The organism is Streptomyces sp. (assembly GCF_031181705.1).
In the GTDB taxonomy this organism is placed as follows: domain Bacteria; phylum Actinomycetota; class Actinomycetes; order Streptomycetales; family Streptomycetaceae; genus Streptomyces.
On record NZ_JAPSKN010000114.1, the window covers coordinates 1 to 18,808 of the forward strand.

The following is an 18,808-nucleotide window of genomic DNA, read 5'->3' on the forward strand; positions in this document are numbered from 1 at the left end:
ACGGCCGGGTCCGTGAGCGGGGCCGGAGCGCGTGCCGAGCGCCCGAGGGGCGGTCGTCGGGCTGCTCAGTCGGCGCCGAGCGAGTCCAGGAACGGCTCGATGGCCGCGCGCCAGGCCTCCGGCTGGTCGTAGTGGACCAGGTGGCCGGCGTCGGCGACCTCCGCGTACTGGCCGCGGGGCAGGACCCGGACCATCTCCTGGGCCTCGGCCCGGCCCAGCTCGCCGTCGAGGCCGCGCACCACCAGGGCGGGGCACCGGACCTGGGCCAGTTCCTCCCAGTGCGCGTCGTACACCCAGGTCTCGCGGGAGCGGAGCATCTGCTCCGGCTCGAAGACGGGGCGCCAGCCGTCCGGGGACTCGGTCATCACCTCGGCGTAGAACTCACCGCGCGCCGGGTTGGGCCGCTCCACCCAGGGGTCGTCCTCGCCGAACCACTTGCGGACGTCGGCGAGCGTGGCGAACGGCAGCGGCCAGGACTCGAACCACTGAGCCCACTCGCGCTGCGACGCGGCGCCGAGCGCGGAGGCCCGCATGTCGCAGATGATCAGCCCGCGGACCAGGTCCGGTCGCCGGGCGGCGAGCTGCCAGGCGGTGAGCGCGCCCATGGCGTGGCCGATGAGGACGACCGGGGCGAGGCCGAGCTGCTCCAGGGCGGCCTCGGCGTCGTCGACGTAGGCGTCCCGGGTGAAGGCGCCCTGCGGGGGTTTGTCGCTGCGGCCGTGGCCGCGCTGGTCGAGGGCGACCGCGCGGTACCGGCCGGAGAGCCACCGGGCGGTGGGCGCCCAGTGCGAGGCACGGCCCATGAGGCCGTGCAGTAACAGCACGCCCGGGCAACCGCCGGCCCCGGTGCGCCCGCCGTGCCCGTCCCCCGCGTCCGGCCCGTCCTGCGCCGGGTCGGTCTTGGGCGGGTCGCCGAACTCCCAGGCCGCGAGGCGTACGCCGTCCGTCCCGGTCACGTCGATGCGTCGCGCCATGTCCTGGCACCCCCCAAGCTTCGCGCGGACCGCTGCCCTGTCCGGCCGGACGGTCCTGTGAACCGTGTTCTGCCTGCCGTGCCTGTCGTGCCGGGTCCCTGGTGAACCCGGGTCTGCGTCACCCGCAGACTATCGAATGCGCTTTCGAAGATGCGGTTCTCGCGGACAACACCCCTCGTTCGAGTGACCGCCCTCGGGGATTGATCGCCGCCGTCGCGGGGAGATCTTCAGCGGGAGGCGGACCGCTCGGGGAAACCGGTCCGCGGGGGATGACCCTGAGAGCTCGGGGCTCCGGGTCAGCACGGGGGAGGACAGGCCCCGGCGCCATGCGGCGCCGGGGCCCTCTCCGTCCGAACGGCACATCCTCCCGCCCCCTCCCCGGCCGGGCGACATCGCTGTCAGGCCACGGCCAAGAGCCCTCAGGTCATATGCCCCACGCGACAGCGTCGCACGGGAAGCGGGCGAGCGCTGCCATTCGACGGACTGGATCCGGGATGCGGCACGGATCACGCCATCACCACAAGCGCCCCAGCCGCAACGGCCGTTGGTACCGGACCGTCCCGACCGGCCGGACCGGACACCCCCGTGAGCCGCCGACCGGCTCAGGGCTTGGCGACGAACACGTGGGAGGCCACGTCCGACTCCAGCTCGGCCGCCTCGCCGCCGCTGCCCACCAGCACACCGCCCGCCGACTCGGTCACGCTCACCACCGAGCCGGGCTGCACGCCCGCCCGCCGCAGCGTGTACATCAGCTGCGCGTCCGTCTGGATCGGCTCGCCGATCCGGCGCACCACGACCGTCTTGCCCTCCGTGCCCGGGTCGAGGCTGGCCAGCGACACCATGCCCTCGTCCAGGAACGGGTCGGCGCCGTCCTTCTCGCCCAGCTCCTCAAGGCCCGGGATCGGGTTGCCGTAGGGCGACTCCGTCGGGTGCCGCAGCAGCTCCAGGACGCGGCGCTCCACGGCCTCGCTCATCACGTGCTCCCAGCGGCACGCCTCGGCGTGGACCTGCTCCCACTCCAGACCGATCACGTCGACCAGCAGACACTCGGCGAGGCGGTGCTTGCGCATCACGCGCGTGGCGAGGCGGCGGCCCTCGTCCGTGAGCTCCAGGTGCCGGTCGGTCGCGACGGACACCAGGCCGTCGCGCTCCATCCGCGCCACGGTCTGGCTCACCGTCGGGCCGCTCTGGTCGAGCCGCTCGGCGATACGGGCGCGCATGGGGACCACACCCTCTTCCTCCAGCTCGAGGATGGTGCGGAGATACATCTCCGTGGTGTCGATCAGTCCGGACATACGTGCCCCTCGAATGAGATCTGCCGGAGGCTGGACGGCTCACCGGCGTGTGCGCTGGCCCTGCACCCAATTCTGCCGGATACCACCGACAACCGTGCCTCGGGCGGGAAAGCGGGGGATTACCGGGCCCCGGAGCAGGGTACGGACCTCCGTTTCGGGGCCGGCCGCGCCACCCGGGGCCGCCCCGCGGCGCGGCCTCCAGGGCCGTATTGACACCGCACTGGTCCAGACCGCACCGTGATGCGCGACACAAGCCCGTGAGGCCCGTCTGAAGGGGATCCCGTATGAGCGACCGCGCGCCGGCCGACCAGTTCCTCGATGCCGCGATCGACCTGCTGCGGCGGGTCCGCGACGAGGAGGCCGACAGCATCGCGGCCGCCGGGACGCTCCTGGCCGACACCGTCGAGAACGGCGGCCGGCTCTTCGCGTTCGGCGCCGGGCACTCCTCCCTCGCCGCGCAGGACCTCGTCTACCGCGCCGGCGGACTCGCCCTGATGAACCTCCTCGCCGTGCCGGGTGTCGTCGGCGTCGACGTCATGCCCGCACCGCTCGGCTCCGCCCTGGAACGCGTCGACGGCCTCGCGAGCGCCGTCCTCGACAACTCCCCGCTCCGCGCGGGCGACGCCCTGCTGATCATCTCCCTCTCCGGGCGCAACGCGCTGCCCGTGGAGATGGCCCTGCACGCGCGTGCCCTGGGCGTGCGGGTCATCGGCGTGACATCGGTGGCGTACGCCTCGCGGACCAAGTCCCGGCACGCCTCGGGCACGTACCTGAGGGACCACTGCGACCTCGTCCTCGACTCGAAGATCGCGGTCGGCGACGCGGAACTCAGCCACGACAAGGTGCCCGCGCCCTTCGCCCCCGCCTCCACGGTCGTCACCTCGGCCCTCCTCCAGGCGGTCATGGCCACGACCGCGACGACCCTCGCCGACCGCGGCATCGAGCCGCCGCTGCTGCGCTCCGGCAACGTCGACGGGGGACACGACTGGAACGCCCAGGTGATGGAGCGGTACGGGGACCGCATCTTCTACCGCCACTGACCGGCGCCGAACCGCCAGGGGCCGACCGACCGGGCTTGCCGCGGGCCCGGGCCGGTGCGAACCGGCGCCTGCTGTCTGGCCGGGCCGCACGCGCGGGCGGCCCGGGCCTGTTCGAGCGGCACGTGCCCTGGGTCCCCACTCGTCCGGGTCACCGCCGCCTGTCCCGGGCGGGGCGGCCCGGGCCGTCGGACGGTCACATGTTGTCCGGTGGGCCCGTCAGGTCGACCAGGTCCAGTGCCGCCGCGATGCGTACCGCCACGTCCTCCGCGTACATCGCGTCGGAGCGCTCGAACGCGCTGCGGCCCGCCCCCCGCAGAAACGTCACGACACCCAGCGTGCGCCCCCTGCTGCGCAGCACCGCGCACAGGGCGTGCACCGCGTCCGGCGGCCACTGCCGCGCCAGCGCCCACGCGCGGGCCCGGTCGGGCGGCGCGGCACCCGCGCTCGCCCGCAGCGCCCCCGTCCGCTCCACGCACTGCAGGGCCGGGTGGCCCTCCGGGTAGCGCACGGGCAGCCCCGACCGGCCCGCGAGCCTGCTCGGCCCCGGAGCGCCGGACGGCGTGGCCGCGACCCGCACCAGCCGGACCGGTCCGTCGGCCTCTGCGTCGGTCAGCGCGCCACCGGCCACCCGGTCGATCAGCCCGTGGTCGGCGAACCCGGCCAGGGCGAAGTCCAGGTGGACCGTCGCCGCCTCCGCCGGGTCCTCGCATTCGGCGGCCGCCCGCGACGCCCGGTGCAGCTGCTGCGCGCGGAACCTCAGCAGCGACGCCTCCTGCTCGTTCTGCCTGGCCTCCGTCACGTCCTGGAACAGCCAGCCCACGCCCAGGGGAACCGGCTCCTCCGCGAGGGGTGAGGCCAGCCGCACGAAACCGCTGCGCCAGCACCGCCGCCGCTCCCCCTCCGGCGTGCGCACACTCACCCACACCTCGGCCGGCGCCGGCGGCGCGCCCTCCGCCAGCACGTGCTGCAGCGCGCTCTCCAGCTCCTCCACACCCTGCGAGAGCAGTTCCCCGAGCGGCCGCCCGAGCACCGACGTACGGCCCCTGCCCAGCGCCCGGGCCGCGTGCGCGTTCACCACGGCGGGCCGCAGGTCGACGTCGACCAGGACGACGCCCCAGCCGGCGTCCTCGAACAGCGCCTCGCTCAGCGCGATCGACCGCTCCAGATCGATCTGCGCGTGCACCTCGCTGAACGCGCAGTACACCCCCGCCGGCTTTCCGTCGGGCCCGCGCACGGCCGCCGACTGCGTCCGCACGAGCACCCGCCCGCCGTCCTTCGTCAGCAACGCGAACTCGTGCACCTGCCGGCCCGGGGCGTGCATGGCCGACAGCAGCCGCTCCTCGACCTCCTCGGCGTCCGCGCTGCGCACCGCCCAGCCGGCCAGGCCCCGCTTGCCGACGGCCTCCTGCGCGCTCCAGCCGAGGATCCGCTCGGCCTCGCGGTTCCAGTGCGTGACGACACCGTCGGCGTCGAAGGCGCACAGCGCCGCGTCCATCCCGTCCAGCAGCGCGGCGAGCAGATCCGAACCGTCCGCACCGTCCCGCCCGGGCTCGTCCGGCCCCAGCTCGTCGGTGGTCCCACTACGCCGGGAAGCACTCACCTGGACCCCCTGCAGGCTGCGTCCGCACGTACGGCACGCCGGTTCGCTCCTTGCCCTCATTCAACTGGAACGTGACCCGGCGCACACCGAGTTCCCACAACATTGAAGGAATCGTGGTACGCGGGCAATCCCCACGTCAACGGCCCGTGACACCACCGCTGCCCCGGCGCGCGTCCACCTCGATCTCGATCTTCATCCGGGGGTCGGCCAGGCCGCACACCAGCATCGTCGCGGCCGGCCGCACCTCACCGAAGCACGCGCGCAGCACCGGCCAGCACGGCTCGAAGTCCGCCCGGTCGGGCAGCAGGTACCGCACGCGCACGACATCCGCGAACGAGCAGCCGGCCTTGCCGAGCGCGTCCCCGATGTTCCGCAGGCACTGCTCGGCCTGCTCCACCACGTCCTCGGAGATCGTCATCGTCGCGTAGTCGAACCCCGTCGTGCCGGACACGTGGACCCGGTCCCCGTCCACCACGGCCCGGGCATAGCCGATCCGCTCCTCGAACACCGAACCGCTGAGAATCGCCTGCCGTCGCGTCATGGAGTCAAGGTCTCAGAAAAACGGTTGATGCGAGCCGGAACGGTTTCCTAGGGTTCAGGTACACGAGAGAGGAGGTGGTTCGGCAGATGTATGGAAACCGGACGCGTGAGGTGGCTGCGGGCTAGCGGCCCGACACCACACTCGGTGCGGTGCCGAGCCAGCACGTGAGCGACGCGTGCAGCCGGCCCAATCTCAGGCAGTCACCCGACCCGCGAGTCGCCGGTACGTCCGGCCGGCTCCTCCTCCGGAGGACCCAGACTCGCGGGTCGTCTGCGTTCCAGGGGAGGACGATCGTGCCGGGTGCATGGCACCGGGACCGGGTGGGCAGCGCCCTGCGGGGCGAGAATCCGACCGTCCTGCGGCGGCTGGAGGCCGGGTTCGCGGCGATCGGCGACGTGCAGTTCCTGCCCGGGTACTCGGTGCTGCTCACCGACGACCCGGCGGTACGGCGGCTGTCCGAGCTTCCTCGAGGAAGGCGGCTGGCGTTCCTGGACGGCATGGACCGGCTCGGGGAAGCCGTCGAGCGGGCCTGCCGGCGGGCGGATCCGGGGTTCCGGCGGGTGAATCTGGAGATCCTCGGCAACGCCGAGGCGTTCCTGCACGCGCACGTGTGGCCGCGGTACGACTGGGAGCCTCCCGAGCGCGTCCGGCTGCCCGTGTGGCTCTACCCGCGGGGGATGTGGACCGAGGAGCGGTACGCCCTCGGGGCGCGGCACGAGCCGCTGCGGCAGGCCATCGGGGAGGAGCTGGACCGGCTCGCGGGGCCGGGCGCGCCTGCGGCCTCACCCGGGGACGAGTGAGGCCGCAGGCGGGACGGGTCAGTGGGCGATGTCGTCGTAGCCCTCGATCTCGTGGGGGCTGCGGCTGCCCGGGCCGACGTAGCGGGCCGAGGGGCGGACCAGGCGGCCCGTGCGCTTCTGTTCCAGGATGTGGGCGGACCAGCCGGCCGTGCGGGCGCAGGTGAACATGGACGTGAACATGTGCGCCGGGACCTCGGCGAAGTCCAGGACGATGGCCGCCCAGAACTCCACGTTGGTGGCGAGGACCCGGTCGGGCCGGCGGGCGTGGAGCTCCGCCAGGGCCGCCTTCTCCAGGGCCTCGGCGACCTCGAAGCGGGGGGCGCCCAGTTCGCGGGCCGTGCGGCGCAGGACCCTCGCCCTCGGGTCCTCGGCGCGGTAGACGCGGTGCCCGAAGCCCATGAGGCGCTCGCCCTTGTCGAGGGTCTGCTTGACGTAGGCCTCCGCGTCGCCCGTGCGTTCGATCTCCTCGATCATGTGCAGGACCCGGGACGGGGCACCGCCGTGCAGCGGGCCCGACATGGCCCCCACCGCGCCGGACAGCGCGGCGGCGACGTCCGCGCCGGTCGAGGCGATGACCCGGGCCGTGAAGGTGGAGGCGTTCATGCCGTGCTCGGCGGCGCTCGTCCAGTAGGCGTCCACCGCCGCCACGTGCTTCGGGTCGGGCTCGCCCCGCCAGCGGATCATGAAGCGCTCGACGACGGACTGCGCCTTGTCGATCTCCCGCTGCGGCACCATGGGCAGGCCCTGCCCGCGGGCCGACTGGGCCACGTACGACAACGCCATGACGGCCGCCCGGGCCAGGTCCTCGCGGGCCTCTTCGGCGTCGATGTCGAGCAGCGGCCTGAGACCCCAGACCGGTGCCAGCATCGCCAGCGCGGACTGGACGTCGACGCGGATGTCGCCGGAGTGGACGGGGATGGGGAACGGCTCGGCGGGGGGCAGACCCGGATTGAAGGCACCGTCGACGAGCAGGCCCCAGACGTTGCCGAAGGAGACGTGGCCGACCAGGTCCTCGATGTCGACGCCCCGGTACCGGAGTGCGCCGCCCTCCTTATCCGGTTCGGCGATCTCCGTCTCGAACGCGACGACTCCCTCGAGTCCGGGTACGAAGTCGGACATCAGGCGGCTCCTCGTGAGGTAAGCGACAGACGGTGTGCTGTGGGGTGGGGCGTACGAACCATGTGTCAGTCAGCTGGCGAAGCGGGCGGCCGTCCAGAGGATCCACGGTCGTCCGCGGCGACTCGCGGTCCTGGCCGGCTGCCCCTGTGATGCCCCGTACGGTCGGCGGCCACCCAACCGCAACGGCACGGAAACGATATCTCCGAGTGCCAGGGTTGGGGAGGGCTCGCGGCACTCAGTGCCAGGCAGTGACGAAGGACACCGTCCGTACGGCAAGATGACCGGGTGACCGACCGCGACGACGTCCCCTTCGCTCTGGCCTCGATGCGCAAGCAGTACCGGGCGGAGGGCCTCTCCGAGAACGAGCTGGCCGCCACGCCCGTCGAGCAGTTCGCGCGCTGGTTCACACAGGCCGCGACGGACGGCGGGCTCTTCGAACCGAACGCCATGATCGTCTCGACCGCCGACGCCGAGGGCCGGCCCAGCTCCCGTACGGTCCTGCTGAAGCACTTCGACGAGCAGGGCTTCGTCTTCTACACCAACTACGACTCCCGCAAGGCCCGCGACCTGGCGGCGAACCCGTACGTCTCCCTGCTGTTCCCCTGGCACCCCATGGCCCGCCAGGTCATCGTCACGGGCGTCGCGCGGCGCACCGGCCGGGACGAGACGGCCGCCTACTTCCGCACCCGCCCGCACGGCTCACAGCTCGGGGCGTGGGCCAGCGCCCAGTCCTCGGTGATCTCCACCCGGGCCGACATCGACGGCGCCTACGCCGAACTGGCGGCCCGCTACCCGGAGGGCGAGCAGGTGCCCGTGCCGCCGCACTGGGGCGGCTTCCGGGTGGCGCCGCAGACGGTGGAGTTCTGGCAGGGCCGCGAGAACCGGCTGCACGACCGGCTCAGGTACGTGGAACAGCCGGACGGCAGCTGGCGGGTGGAGCGGCTCAGCCCCTGAGGCGCGGGTCCGCGCCGCTGGTGAAGCCCGTCCGGCGGGTGTGGACGGCGAGGCCGTCCCAGGGCTCGTGGTCCCAGTCGTCCGTCACGGTCCGCCCCGGTGGGGGCCGGGCGGATACCCGAGGGACGGCCCGGGGACGCACCGCGTGCGCGCGTCGAGGACGACGCCCTCCGCCGTGAGCCACTCCACGTCCCGACGGGCGAGGGGCTCGGCGTCCGCCGGCGTCGCGTCGGGGTCGACGATCGTCTGGAAGCGGTCCCCCGCGGTCAGCCCAGAGCCTCGTCCAGCAGTCGCGCCCACTGGGCGACCACCCGTTCGCGGCGGGCCGCGTCGTCGGTGAGGAGGTTGGCGAGGCCCAGGCCGCGGGCCATGTCGAGCAGGCCCTGGACCGTCTCGCGGACGCCGGGGACGGATTCGTCGGCGGCGAGGAGGTCGACGGCTATGCGGTGGGTCTCGCGGCCGACGCGGGATTCCAGCTCGGTGACGCGGGGGCGGAGCTGCTCCTCGTTGGAGGCGGCGACCCACAGGTGCAGGGCGGCGCGGAACAGCGGGCCGGTGTAGAGGTCGACCAGGGCGGCGACGACGGCGTGCCGGTCCCCGGACGCGCCCTCGGGGAAGAGCGCGCGCAGGGCGGTGGACCGTTCCTCGGCGACGTACTCCACGGCCGCCGTGAAGAGGTCCTCACGGGTCGGGAAGTGGTGCTGGGCGGCGCCGCGCGAGACGCCGGCCCGTTCGGCGACGACGGAGACGGTGGAACCGGCCCAGCCGTGCTCGGCGAGGCAGGCCACGGCGGCTTCCAGGAGCCGCTGCCGGGTGGCCCGGCTGCGGTCCTGCTTGGGGACTCTCTCCGCACGGTCGGCCGTGCTCACACCACCCATGCCGGATCCCGTCGTTCGAGGAAGGCCGTCATCCCCTCGCGTGCCTGCGGGGAGGCGAACAGCCGGGCCGAGAGCGCGGTCAGGTCGGCCGCGTCCCGGTCGAAGGCTTCCAGCACCCTAGCCGTGAGCAGCCGTTTCGTCTCGGTCAGGGCGTCGGGGGCGGCTTTGCGCAGACCGTCGAGGATCGGGGCCAGGGCCGTGTCGACGTCGTCGGCGTGGGCGGTGAGCAGGCCCGTCGCGGTCGCCTGAGCGGCGTCGAAGCGCTCGCCGGTGAGGTAGTGGCGGGCCAGGGCGCGGGGGTCGGTGCGGGACAGCAGCGGCAGGGAGATGATCGCGGGCGCGACGCCGATGCGGACCTCCGTGAAGGCGAAGGTGGCCGTGGTGGAGGCGACCGCGATGTCGCAGGCGGCCAGCAGGCCGAGGCCGCCCGCGCGGACGTGGCCGGTGACCCGGGCGACGACCGGCTTGGGCAGCTCGATGATCTGCCGCAGCAGGGCGACCAGGGCCTCGGGGGCGGGCGGGTCCTTCAGGTCGGCGCCGGCGCTGAAGGTGGAGCCGGTGTGGGTGAGGACGACCGCGCGGACGCCGGGGTCCTCGCCGGCGTCCGCGAGCGCGTCGGCCAGTTCGCCGGCCAGGGCCGCCGACAGGGCGTTGCGGTGCTGCGGCGCGTCGAGCGCGAGGGTCTCGACGGCCCGGGCGCGGGTGCGGGCGATCAGGGTCATGCGCTCTCCCGGAGCTGTCGGCGGAGGATCTTGCCGGAGGCCGCCCGCGGGACGCCGTCGATGAAGGTGACCCGGCGTATCCGCTTGTAGGGGGCCACGCGCTCGGCGACGTACATCATGATCTCCCCGGCGGAGAGGTCGGCGGCGGCCGGCTGGCGCACGACGTGGGCGTGCGGGACCTCGTTGCCGTCGTCGTCGTAGGTGCCGACGACGGCGGCGTCGGCGATCCCGGGGTGGGTGAGCAGGAGCGCCTCCAGTTCGGCCGGGGCGACCTGGAAGCCCTTGTACTTGATCAGTTCCTTCACCCGGTCGACGACGAACAGCCAGCCTCCCCCACCGTCGACGTGGCCGACGTCCCCGGTGTGCAGCCAGCCGTCGGTGTCGATCATCGCGGCGGTGGCGTCGGGGCGGCCGAGGTAGCCCTTCATGATCTGGGGGCCGCGGATGAGGATCTCGCCCGACTCGCCCGCGGGCAGGTCCCTGGCCGGGTCGTCGAGGGAGACGATGCGCATCTCGGTGCCGGCGACGAGCTTGCCGACGGTGCCGGGCGGGGCGTCGCGCATGGCGTCCAGGGGGACGACGTGGGTGCCGGGCGAGAGTTCGGTCATGCCGTAGGCCTGGCCGACGGGCGGCAGACCGAGGCGGGCGGAGCAGGCGGCGGCGAGGCGGGCGTCCAGGGGCGCGGCGGCGCTGACGATGTACCGCAGGGACGACAGGTCGTACCGGGTGACGGCCGGGTGCTTGGCGAGGGCCAGGACGATGGGCGGGGCCACGTAGAGGGCGGTGATGCGGTGGTTCTGGATCGCCGCGAGGAACTGTTCCAGGTCGAAGCGGGGCAGGACGACGACGGTGGCGCCCTGGCGCAGCGGGGCGTTCATCAGGGCCGTGAGGCCGTAGATGTGGAAGAAGGGCAGCACCGCCAGGACGCGGTCGCCCGGGCCGGCCGGGATGGCCGGGTGGAGCTGGGCGAGGTTGGTGGCGATCTGCCGGTGGGTGAGCATCACACCCTTGGGCGTGCCGGTGGTGCCGGAGGAGTACGGCAGGGCGGCGACGTCCTCACCGGGGTCGATGGCGACCCGGGGCTCGGGGGCGGTCGTGGCCAGCATGTCGATCAGGGAGCGGTGGCCGGTCGCGCTGTCGCACACGAAGATCTCGCGCACGCCGCCCGCGAGTTCGGCGGCCCGGCGGGCGATGTCGAGCAGCGGTGAGACGGTGATGATCCAGCGGGCGGCGCAGTCGGTGAGCTGCTTGGCGAACTCCTGGGCGGTGGCGAGCGGGTGCACGGTGGTGACGGTGGCGCCCGCGCGCGTGGCGGCGTAGAACGCGGTCGGGAAGGCGACGGTGTTGGGGCTGTGCAGGGCGAGGACGTCGCCCTTGCGGACCCCGGCCTCGGCGAGGGCGGCGGCGACGCGCCGGTGGAACCGGTCCACCTGCTCGTACGAGAGGGTGGTGCCGTCGGTGCCGTCGATCAGGGCCGGGATGTCGCCGAACTCGGCGGCCCGGGCCAGCACGGCGTCGTGGATGGGGAGGTCGACGGGCGGGACGTCTGCGTACTCGCTGCGGAACATGGCTGGTTCCTCCTCGCGGCGCGGGTCGTCTCAGTACGACTTGGGCAGGCCCAGGGTCTGGTGCGAGACGTAGTTGAGAATCATCTCCCGGCTCACCGGAGCGATACGAGCCACGCGCGCGGCCGTTACCAGCCGCGCCAGGCCGTACTCGCGGGTCAGGCCGTTGCCGCCGAGGGTGTGCACAGCCTGGTCGACGGCCTTCACACAGGCCTCTCCGGCCGCGTACTTGGCCATGTTGGCGGCCTCCCCGGCGCCCACGTCGTCCCCGGCGTCGTAGAGGGCGGCGGCCTTCTGCATCATCAGGCGGGCCAGTTCGAGGTCGATGTGCGCCTGGGCGAGGGGGTGGGCGATGGCCTGGTGGGCGCCGATGGGGGCGTTCCAGACGGTGCGGTCGCGGGCGTACGCGACGGCCTTGCCGAGGGCGTACCGGCCCATGCCGATCGCGAAGGCGGCCGTCATGATCCGCTCGGGGTTGAGGCCGGCGAACAGCTGGAGCAGGCCGGCGTCCTCGTCCCCGACGAGCGCGTCGGCGGGCAGCCGTACGTCGTCCAGGACCAGCTCGAACTGCTTCTCGGCGGCGTGCAGTTCCATGTCGATGGGGCGGCGGCCGAAGCCGGGGGTGTCGCGCGCCACGATGAACAGGCTGGGCTTGAGGCGGCCGGTGCGGGCGTCCTCGGTACGGCCGACGATCAGGGTGGCGTCCGCGATGTCGACGCCGGAGACGAAGACCTTGCGGCCGGTGAGGATCCAGCCTCCGGTGTCCTGGTCGCGGCGGGCGGTGGTGGTGATGCGGTGGGAGTTGGAGCCGGCGTCGGGTTCGGTGATGCCGAAGGCCATGAGGCGGGTGCCGTCGGACAGGCCGGGCAGCCACTCCCTCTTCTGGGCATCGGTGCCGAAGCGGGCTATGACCGTGCCGCAGATGGCCGGTGAGACCACCAGCATGAGGAGGGGGCAGCCGGCGGCCCCCAGTTCCTCCAGGACGATGGAGAGTTCGGAGATTCCTCCCCCGCCGCCTCCGTACTCCTCGGGGAGGTTGACTCCGAGGTAGCCGAGCTTGCCCGCGTCTGACCAGAGCTGGGTGGGGCCGCTTCCGGGGCCGTGGCGCTTGCCGAGGGCGGCGACGGCCTCTCGGAGCGCTTTGTGGGCTTCGGTGTCCATGGGGAGTCCTTTCGGTGCGGGCCGGATGTGGCTTGTCGCGCAGTTCCCCGCGCCCCTAGAAGGCTTCCTTCACCACAGCCAGCAGCGCGCCCGGCTCGACCTGTTGCCCCGGTGCGACGCACAGGTCGGTCAGCGTTCCCGTCACCGGTGCGGTGATCTTGTGCTGCATCTTCATCGCCTCCAGCCAGAGCAGGGGCTCGCCGGCCTTCACCTGTGCTCCCGCCGTGAGGCCGTCGGCGACGCGGACGACCGTGCCCGGCATGGGGGCCAGGAGGGAGCCGGGGACGTGCCGGGTGGCGGGGTCGGGGAAGCGGGGCAGGGCGGTGAGGGCGGTGGTGCCGACGTAGACCCGGTCACCGTGGCGGGAGACCTCGAACCGGCGCTGCACGCCGTCCACTTCGAGGATCACCAGCCGCGCGTCGGCGTGCATCACGCGCACCCCGTCCGCCTCCAGGCCGTGCCGGGTGTGCCGGTAGCGGACCTCGTGCTCCTCGCCCGCCATCAGGTAGCGCTTGGTCTGCGGCTGTGAGGGGACGTTGCGCCAGCCGCCGAAGCCGGGGCGGGAGCGGGCGCCTGCGTCGGCGAGGGCGGCGGCCAGCGGGGCGTGCGGGTCGGGGGCCGGCTCGGTCAGTTCCGCGAGGTGGCGGTCGTAGAAGCCGGTGTCCATGCGGGCGGCGGTGAACTCCGGGTGGCGCAGGGAGCGGACCAGCAGGTCACGGTTGGTGACGGGGCCGTGGATCGCGGCCCGTTCCAGGGCGGAGGCCAGTTTGCGCACGGCCTCCGCGCGGGTGGGCGCGTGGGCGACGGCCTTGGCGAGCATGGGGTCGTAGTGGACGCCGATCGTGTCGCCGTCCGTGTAACCGGTGTCCAGGCGGACCGAGTCGGGGACCGCCAGGCGGTGCAGGGTGCCCGTCTGCGGGGCCCAGTCGCGGGCGGGGTCCTCGGCGTACAGGCGGGCCTCCACGGCGTGGCCCCGCGCGCGGGGCGGCTCGGGGTGGAGGGGGTGGCCCTCGGCGACACGGATCTGCTCCGCGACCAGGTCGATGCCGAACACGGCCTCGGTCACCGGGTGTTCGACCTGCAGGCGGGTGTTCATCTCCAGGAAGTGCGCCGTGCCGCCGGCGACGAGGAACTCGACCGTGCCGGCGCCGACGTAGTCGACCGCCCGTGCGGCCCGTACGGCCAATGCGCGTACCTCGGCGTCGAGTTCGGCGGGCAGGGCCGGGGCGGGCGCCTCCTCGATCACCTTCTGGTGGCGGCGCTGCAGGGAGCAGTCGCGGGTGCCGAGCGCCCAGACGGTGCCGTGGGTGTCGGCGAGGATCTGCACCTCGACGTGGCGGCCGCGCTCCACGTACGGCTCGACGAAGACCTCGCCGTCGCCGAAGGCGCTCACCGCTTCCGCGCGCGCGGCGGCCAGTTCGGCGTCCAGGTCGGCCAGGCGCCGTACGACGCGCATGCCGCGGCCGCCACCGCCCGCCGCGGCCTTCACCAGCACCGGCAGGTCGGTCTCGGTGACCTCGGTGAGCGGCTCGATGCCCAGGAGCTGCTTGGCGCGCGTCTTGGACGCCATCGCCTCGACGGCTGCCGGGGGCGGGCCGATCCAGGTCAGCCCCGCGTCCAGGACGGCCCGGGCGAAGTCCGCGTTCTCGGAGAGGAAGCCGTAGCCGGGGTGCACGGCGTCCGCGCCGGCCGCGACGGCGGCCTTCACGATGAGGTCGCCGCGCAGGTAGGTGTCCGCGGGCGCCTCCCCCGGAAGTCGGACGCTCGCGTCGGCCACGCGCGCGTGCAGGGCGTTCGCGTCGGCGTCCGAGTGCACGGCGACCGTGCGGATGCCCAGTTCGCGACAGGTGCGGAAGATCCGGCAGGCGATCTCGCCCCGGTTGGCGACCAGCACAGAAGTGATCACTGAGGGTTCCTCACATCCGGAAGACGCCGAAGCCGCCGCGTGCGCCCTCGTAGGGGGCGGTGTGGATCGCGGACAGGCACAGGCCGAGAACGGTGCGGGTGTCGCGCGGGTCGATGACGCCGTCGTCGTAGAGCCGCCCGGACAGGAACATCGGCAGCGACTCGGACTCGATCTGCTGCTCGACCATCGCGCGCAGCGCCGCGTCGGCCTCCTCGTCGTACGGCTGTCCCTTGGCCGCGGCGGACTGGCGGGCGACGATCGACAGCACGCCCGCGAGCTGCTGCGGGCCCATGACGGCCGACTTGGCGCTGGGCCAGGCGAAGAGGAAGCGGGGGTCGTAGGCGCGGCCGCACATGCCGTAGTGGCCGGCCCCGTAGGAGGCGCCCATGAGGACCGACAGGTGGGGGACGCGGCTGTTGCTGACGGCGTTGATCATCATCGCGCCGTGCTTGATGATGCCGCCCTGCTCGTACTCCTTGCCGACCATGTAGCCGGTCGTGTTGTGCAGGAAGACCAGCGGGATGTCGCGCTGGTTGGCGAGCTGGATGAACTGGGCGGCCTTCTGCGACTCCTCGCTGAACAGCACCCCTTGGGCGTTGGCGAGGATGCCGACCGGATAGCCGTGCAGGGCGGCCCAGCCGGTGACCAGGCTCGTCCCGTACAGCGGCTTGAACTCGTCGAAGTCCGAGCCGTCGACCACGCGGGCGACGACCTCGCGCGGGTCGAAGGGGGTTCTCAGATCGCCGGGGACGATGCCGAGGAGCTCGTCGGCGTCGTACTTGGGCGGCTCGGCCGGGCCCGGATCGCCGTACGCCTTGCGGTGGTTGAGGCGGGCGACCACGCGCCGGGCCTGCCGCAGCGCGTCGTGCTCGTCGACGGCGAAGTAGTCGGCGAGACCCGAGGTGCGCGCGTGCATCTCGGCGCCGCCCAGGGACTCGTCGTCGCTCTCCTCGCCGGTCGCCATCTTCACCAGCGGCGGGCCGCCGAGGAACACCTTGGCCCGCTCCCTGACCATGATCACGTGGTCGGACATGCCGGGGATGTAGGCGCCGCCCGCCGTGGAGTTGCCGAAGACGACGGCGACGGTCGGGATGCCGGCGGCGGACAGCCGGGTGAGGTCCCGGAAGACGGCGCCCCCGGGGATGAAGATCTCCTTCTGGGAGGGCAGGTCGGCGCCGCCGGACTCCACCAGGCTGATGCACGGCAGCCGGTTGGCGAGGGCGACGTCGTTGGCGCGCAGGGCCTTCTTCAGGGACCACGGGTTGCTCGCTCCGCCGCGCACGGTCGGGTCGTTGGCGGTGATCAGGCACTCGACGCCCTCGACGACCCCGATGCCGGTGACCAGGGACGCGCCGACGGTGTAGTCGCTGCCCCAGGCGGCCAGCGGGGACAGCTCAAGGAAGGGCGTGTCGGGGTCGAGGAGCAGTTCGACGCGTTCGCGGGCGAGGAGTTTGCCGCGCGCCCGGTGCCGCGCGACGTACTTCTCGCCGCCGCCCGCGAGGGCCTTGGCGTGCTCGGCGTCGACCTCGGCGAGCCTGGCGAGCATCGCCTCGCGGTTGGCCCGGAAGTCGGGGCCGGTGGTGTCGAGCGCGGAGGTCAGGACGGTCACAGCAGGGCCTCCGGTAGGTCGAGGTGGCGGGAGCGCAGCCATTCGCCGAGCGCCTTGGCCTGCGGGTCGAAGCGGTGCTGGGCGGCGACGCCCTGGCCGAGGATCCCCTCGACCACGAAGTTCAGGGCGCGCAGGCGGGGCAGCACGTGCCGGGTCACCTTCAGTGGGCGGCTCTCGGGGATCAGCTCCCGGAACCGCTCGACGGTCAGTTCGTGCGCCAGCCACCGCCAGGCGTCGTCCGTGCGGGTCCAGACGCCGACGTTGGCGTCGCCGCCCTTGTCGCCGCTGCGGGCCCCCGCGACCAGCCCGAGCGGGGCCCTGCGGCGCGGCCCGGGCGGCAGCGGCTCCGGCAGGGGCGGCTCCGGGACGTCGTCGAGCACACGGGTGTCGTGGGGTGGGGGCACCGGGACCCGGCGTCCGTCGTGGAGGACGGCCACATGGTCGACGTCACCATGGGGGACGTACACAGCCTCGAACACCCCATAGGGCGCGCCCTTTCCCGGTGGTGCCAGCACATGGAAGCCGGGGTAGCTCGCCAGCGCCAGCTCCACCGCGGCCCCGCTCAGCGCCCGCCCCACGGCCCGCTGGTCCGGGTCCCGTACGACGAGCCGCAGCAGCGCGCTGGCACTCTCCTCGGTGTCGGCGTCGGGCCGGTCGGTGCGGGCCAACTCCCACCGCACCTCGGCGACCTCGCGCAGGACGGGCTCCATCTGGTCGCGCACCAGGGCGGCCTTGGCCTCGATGTCGAGACCGGTGAGCACGAAGACGACCTCGTTGCGGAAGCCGCCGAGCCGGTTGAGCCCGACCTTGAGGGCGGGCGGGGGCGCCTCCCCGCGCACGCCCTCGATCCGCACCCGGTCCGGCCCGTCCTGGGCGAGCCGCACGGTGTCCAGCCGGGCGGTGACGTCCGGCCCGGCGTACCGGGCACCGGCCGTCTCGTAGAGCAACTGGGCGGTGACCGTGCCGACGTCGACGAAACCGCCGGTTCCGGGGTGCTTGGTGATCACGCAGCTCCCGTCGTCGTGCAGCTCGGCGAGCGGGAAGCCGGGGCGGCGGGCGTCGCCGTCCCGGAAGAAGGCGTAGTTGCCGCCGGTGACCTGCGCCCCGCACTCCAGGACGTGCCCGGCGACGACGGCCCCCGCGAGCCGGTCGTGGTGCGCCGGTGTCCAGCCGAAGTGGGCGGCGGCGGGGCCGGTGGCCAGGGCCGCGTCCGTCACGCGCCCGGTCACCACGAGGTCGGCGCCCGCGCGCAGACAGGCCGCGATGCCGAAGCCGCCGAGGTAGGCGTGGGCGGCGAGGCTCCCGGGGTGGGCGGCGGTGAGGTCGTCGCCCACGACATGGGCGACGCGCAGGGGGATGCCGAGCCGGTCCGCCAACGCCCGTACGGCGTCGGCGAGTCCGGCCGGGTTGAGCCCGCCCGCGTTGGTGACGATCCGGACGCCGCGCTCGTGGGCGAGGCCGAGGCACTCCTCCAGCTGCCGCAGGAAGGTGCGGGCGTATCCGGCGCCCGGGTCCCTGAGCCGGTCCCGGCCGAGGATGAGCATGGTCAGTTCGGCGAGGTAGTCGCCGGTGAGGACGTCGAGTTCGCCGCCGGTGAGCATCTCGCGCATGGCGTCGAAACGGTCGCCGTAGAAGCCGGAGGCGTTGCCGATGCGCAGGGGGCGCACGCGGTGGCCCTCCGCGCCCGTGGGAGAGGCCGGTATGCCCGCCGTTCCGCCGCGCGAGGTCGTCACGAGGCGGCTCCCCTCCGCGGGCGGCCGCTTCCCGGCGGTCCCGCGAAGGCCTGCGCGATGTCCAGCCAGCGGTCGGCGTCGGGGCCGTCGGCGCGCAGGGCCAGATCGTCGCGGTGGGCGCGCTGGGTGACCAGGAGGCAGAAGTCGAGGGCGGGACCGGTGACGCGCTGCCCGGCGTCGTCGGGGCCGTACGTCCACACGGCACCGGAGGGCGCCCGGAGTTCGACGCGGAAGGGGTCGCCGGGCGGAGTCAGCCCGTGCACGCCGAAGGCGAAGTCGCGGGTGCGCACCCCGAGCCAGGCCACATGCCGCAGCCGGTCGGTGGGTGGGCGCACCACACCCAGGGCGTCGGCGACGTCCTGCCCGTGGGCCCAGGTCTCCATGAGGCGGGCCGTCGCCATGGACGCGGCCGACATGGGCGGCCCGTACCAGGGGAAGCGCGCCTGGGGCGGTGCGGCGCGCAGGGCCTCCTCCAGCGCCGTGCGGCCCTCGCGCCAGCGGACCAGCAGGCCGTCGGGCGGGAGTACGGCGCCCTCCTCGGCACCCTCGTCGACGAACGAGCCCGGCGCCGCGAGGGCCTTCTCGACCAGGACGTGGAAGCCGTCGGCGTCCGTGACCGCGAGCAGGGCCGAGCGGTCGGTCCAGGCCAGGTGGGCGATCTGGTGGGCCACGGTCCAGCCGGGCGCGGGGGTCGGCAGCGCCCAGCGTCGCGCGTCCGCACCGGCCACGAGGCGGTCGAGCTCCTCGCTCTCCTCGCGCAGATCGTCGAGCACGGACGTCGAATCGGACACGGTGCGCTCCCCTCGGGGCACGGCGGTGTGACGGCGGTGTGCGGGGCGGTGCGGCGTGCTGAGGAGCATGGCAGCGAGCCCGGAAACAATCAAGCGTGCTTGCATGAAAATATGCGCGGG

16 protein-coding genes are annotated in these 18,808 nt (G+C 73.6%); 3 read left to right on the forward strand and 13 right to left on the reverse strand.

Features of this window, described 5'->3' with window-relative positions; translation table 11 throughout:
* Positions 1-65: 65 nt before the first annotated feature.
* Positions 66-974 (reverse strand): alpha/beta hydrolase, encoded by a 909-nt coding sequence (locus RIN80_RS20320; protein WP_309097048.1) that lies wholly within the window; start codon positions 972-974, stop codon positions 66-68.
* 602 nt (positions 975-1,576) lie between these two features.
* Positions 1,577-2,269, reverse strand: a complete 693-nt coding sequence (locus RIN80_RS20325; RefSeq protein ID WP_094056948.1) for a metal-dependent transcriptional regulator — start codon at positions 2,267-2,269, stop codon at positions 1,577-1,579.
* A gap of 284 nt (positions 2,270-2,553) precedes the next feature.
* On the opposite strand from RIN80_RS20325, the gene RIN80_RS20330 reads away from it, so the two are divergent.
* The gene (locus RIN80_RS20330) at positions 2,554-3,309 is read left to right on the forward strand and encodes an SIS domain-containing protein (protein ID WP_309097049.1); all 756 of its coding nucleotides are present in this window, start codon (positions 2,554-2,556) and stop codon (positions 3,307-3,309) included.
* A gap of 193 nt (positions 3,310-3,502) precedes the next feature.
* On the opposite strand, the gene RIN80_RS20335 is transcribed toward RIN80_RS20330, so the two are convergent.
* Both RIN80_RS20335 and RIN80_RS20340 read right to left on the reverse strand, forming a co-directional pair.
* Positions 3,503-4,969 carry a PAS domain-containing protein gene (locus tag RIN80_RS20335; protein ID WP_309097050.1) on the reverse strand — a complete coding sequence of 489 codons (1,467 nt, stop codon included), beginning with the start codon at positions 4,967-4,969 and terminating at the stop codon, positions 3,503-3,505.
* Positions 4,970-5,045: 76 nt separating this feature from the next.
* Positions 5,046-5,450: a RidA family protein gene (locus RIN80_RS20340; RefSeq protein ID WP_309097051.1), complete on the reverse strand. Its 405-nt coding sequence runs from the start codon at positions 5,448-5,450 to the stop codon at positions 5,046-5,048.
* A gap of 293 nt (positions 5,451-5,743) precedes the next feature.
* Here RIN80_RS20340 and RIN80_RS20345 point away from each other — a divergent pair, with 293 nt between their 5' ends.
* Positions 5,744-6,250 carry a diadenosine tetraphosphate hydrolase gene (locus tag RIN80_RS20345; protein WP_309097052.1) on the forward strand — a complete coding sequence of 169 codons (507 nt, stop codon included), beginning with the start codon at positions 5,744-5,746 and terminating at the stop codon, positions 6,248-6,250.
* Between the two features lie 18 nt (positions 6,251-6,268).
* On the opposite strand, the gene RIN80_RS20350 is transcribed toward RIN80_RS20345, so the two are convergent.
* On the reverse strand, positions 6,269-7,369 hold the full coding sequence (locus RIN80_RS20350) for a citrate synthase 2 (RefSeq protein ID WP_309097053.1): 1,101 nt from the start codon (positions 7,367-7,369) through the stop codon (positions 6,269-6,271).
* Positions 7,370-7,654: 285 nt separating this feature from the next.
* On the opposite strand from RIN80_RS20350, the gene pdxH reads away from it, so the two are divergent.
* On the forward strand, positions 7,655-8,323 hold the full coding sequence (gene pdxH / locus RIN80_RS20355) for a pyridoxamine 5'-phosphate oxidase (protein WP_375141748.1): 669 nt from the start codon (positions 7,655-7,657) through the stop codon (positions 8,321-8,323).
* Positions 8,324-8,589: 266 nt separating this feature from the next.
* Here the strand turns inward: pdxH and RIN80_RS20360 are convergent, their stop codons facing one another.
* From RIN80_RS20360 to RIN80_RS20395, 8 genes are all read right to left on the reverse strand, one after another.
* Complete coding sequence (locus RIN80_RS20360; RefSeq protein WP_309097054.1) at positions 8,590-9,201, reverse strand: TetR/AcrR family transcriptional regulator; 612 nt, start codon at positions 9,199-9,201, stop codon at positions 8,590-8,592.
* Complete coding sequence (locus RIN80_RS20365) at positions 9,189-9,923, reverse strand: enoyl-CoA hydratase family protein (RefSeq protein ID WP_309097055.1); 735 nt, start codon at positions 9,921-9,923, stop codon at positions 9,189-9,191. The genes RIN80_RS20360 and RIN80_RS20365 overlap by 13 nt, the downstream gene beginning before the upstream one ends.
* Positions 9,920-11,491, reverse strand: a complete 1,572-nt coding sequence (locus RIN80_RS20370) for a 4-coumarate--CoA ligase family protein (protein WP_309097056.1) — start codon at positions 11,489-11,491, stop codon at positions 9,920-9,922. Before RIN80_RS20370 ends, RIN80_RS20365 begins: the two co-directional genes overlap by 4 nt.
* Positions 11,492-11,521: 30 nt before the next feature.
* Complete coding sequence (locus RIN80_RS20375; RefSeq protein ID WP_309097057.1) at positions 11,522-12,649, reverse strand: acyl-CoA dehydrogenase family protein; 1,128 nt, start codon at positions 12,647-12,649, stop codon at positions 11,522-11,524.
* A gap of 55 nt (positions 12,650-12,704) precedes the next feature.
* Complete coding sequence (locus RIN80_RS20380) at positions 12,705-14,555, reverse strand: biotin carboxylase N-terminal domain-containing protein (RefSeq protein ID WP_309097058.1); 1,851 nt, start codon at positions 14,553-14,555, stop codon at positions 12,705-12,707.
* Positions 14,556-14,565: 10 nt separating this feature from the next.
* Positions 14,566-16,164, reverse strand: a complete 1,599-nt coding sequence (locus RIN80_RS20385; RefSeq protein WP_309097059.1) for a carboxyl transferase domain-containing protein — start codon at positions 16,162-16,164, stop codon at positions 14,566-14,568.
* A complete protein-coding gene (locus tag RIN80_RS20390; RefSeq protein ID WP_309097062.1) occupies positions 16,161-17,831 on the reverse strand; it encodes an acyclic terpene utilization AtuA family protein in 1,671 nt (556 codons plus the stop codon). Before RIN80_RS20390 ends, RIN80_RS20385 begins: the two co-directional genes overlap by 4 nt.
* Before the next feature lie 62 nt (positions 17,832-17,893).
* A complete protein-coding gene (locus tag RIN80_RS20395; protein ID WP_309097060.1) occupies positions 17,894-18,688 on the reverse strand; it encodes a TIGR03084 family metal-binding protein in 795 nt (264 codons plus the stop codon).
* Between the last annotated feature and the right edge of the window lie 120 nt (positions 18,689-18,808).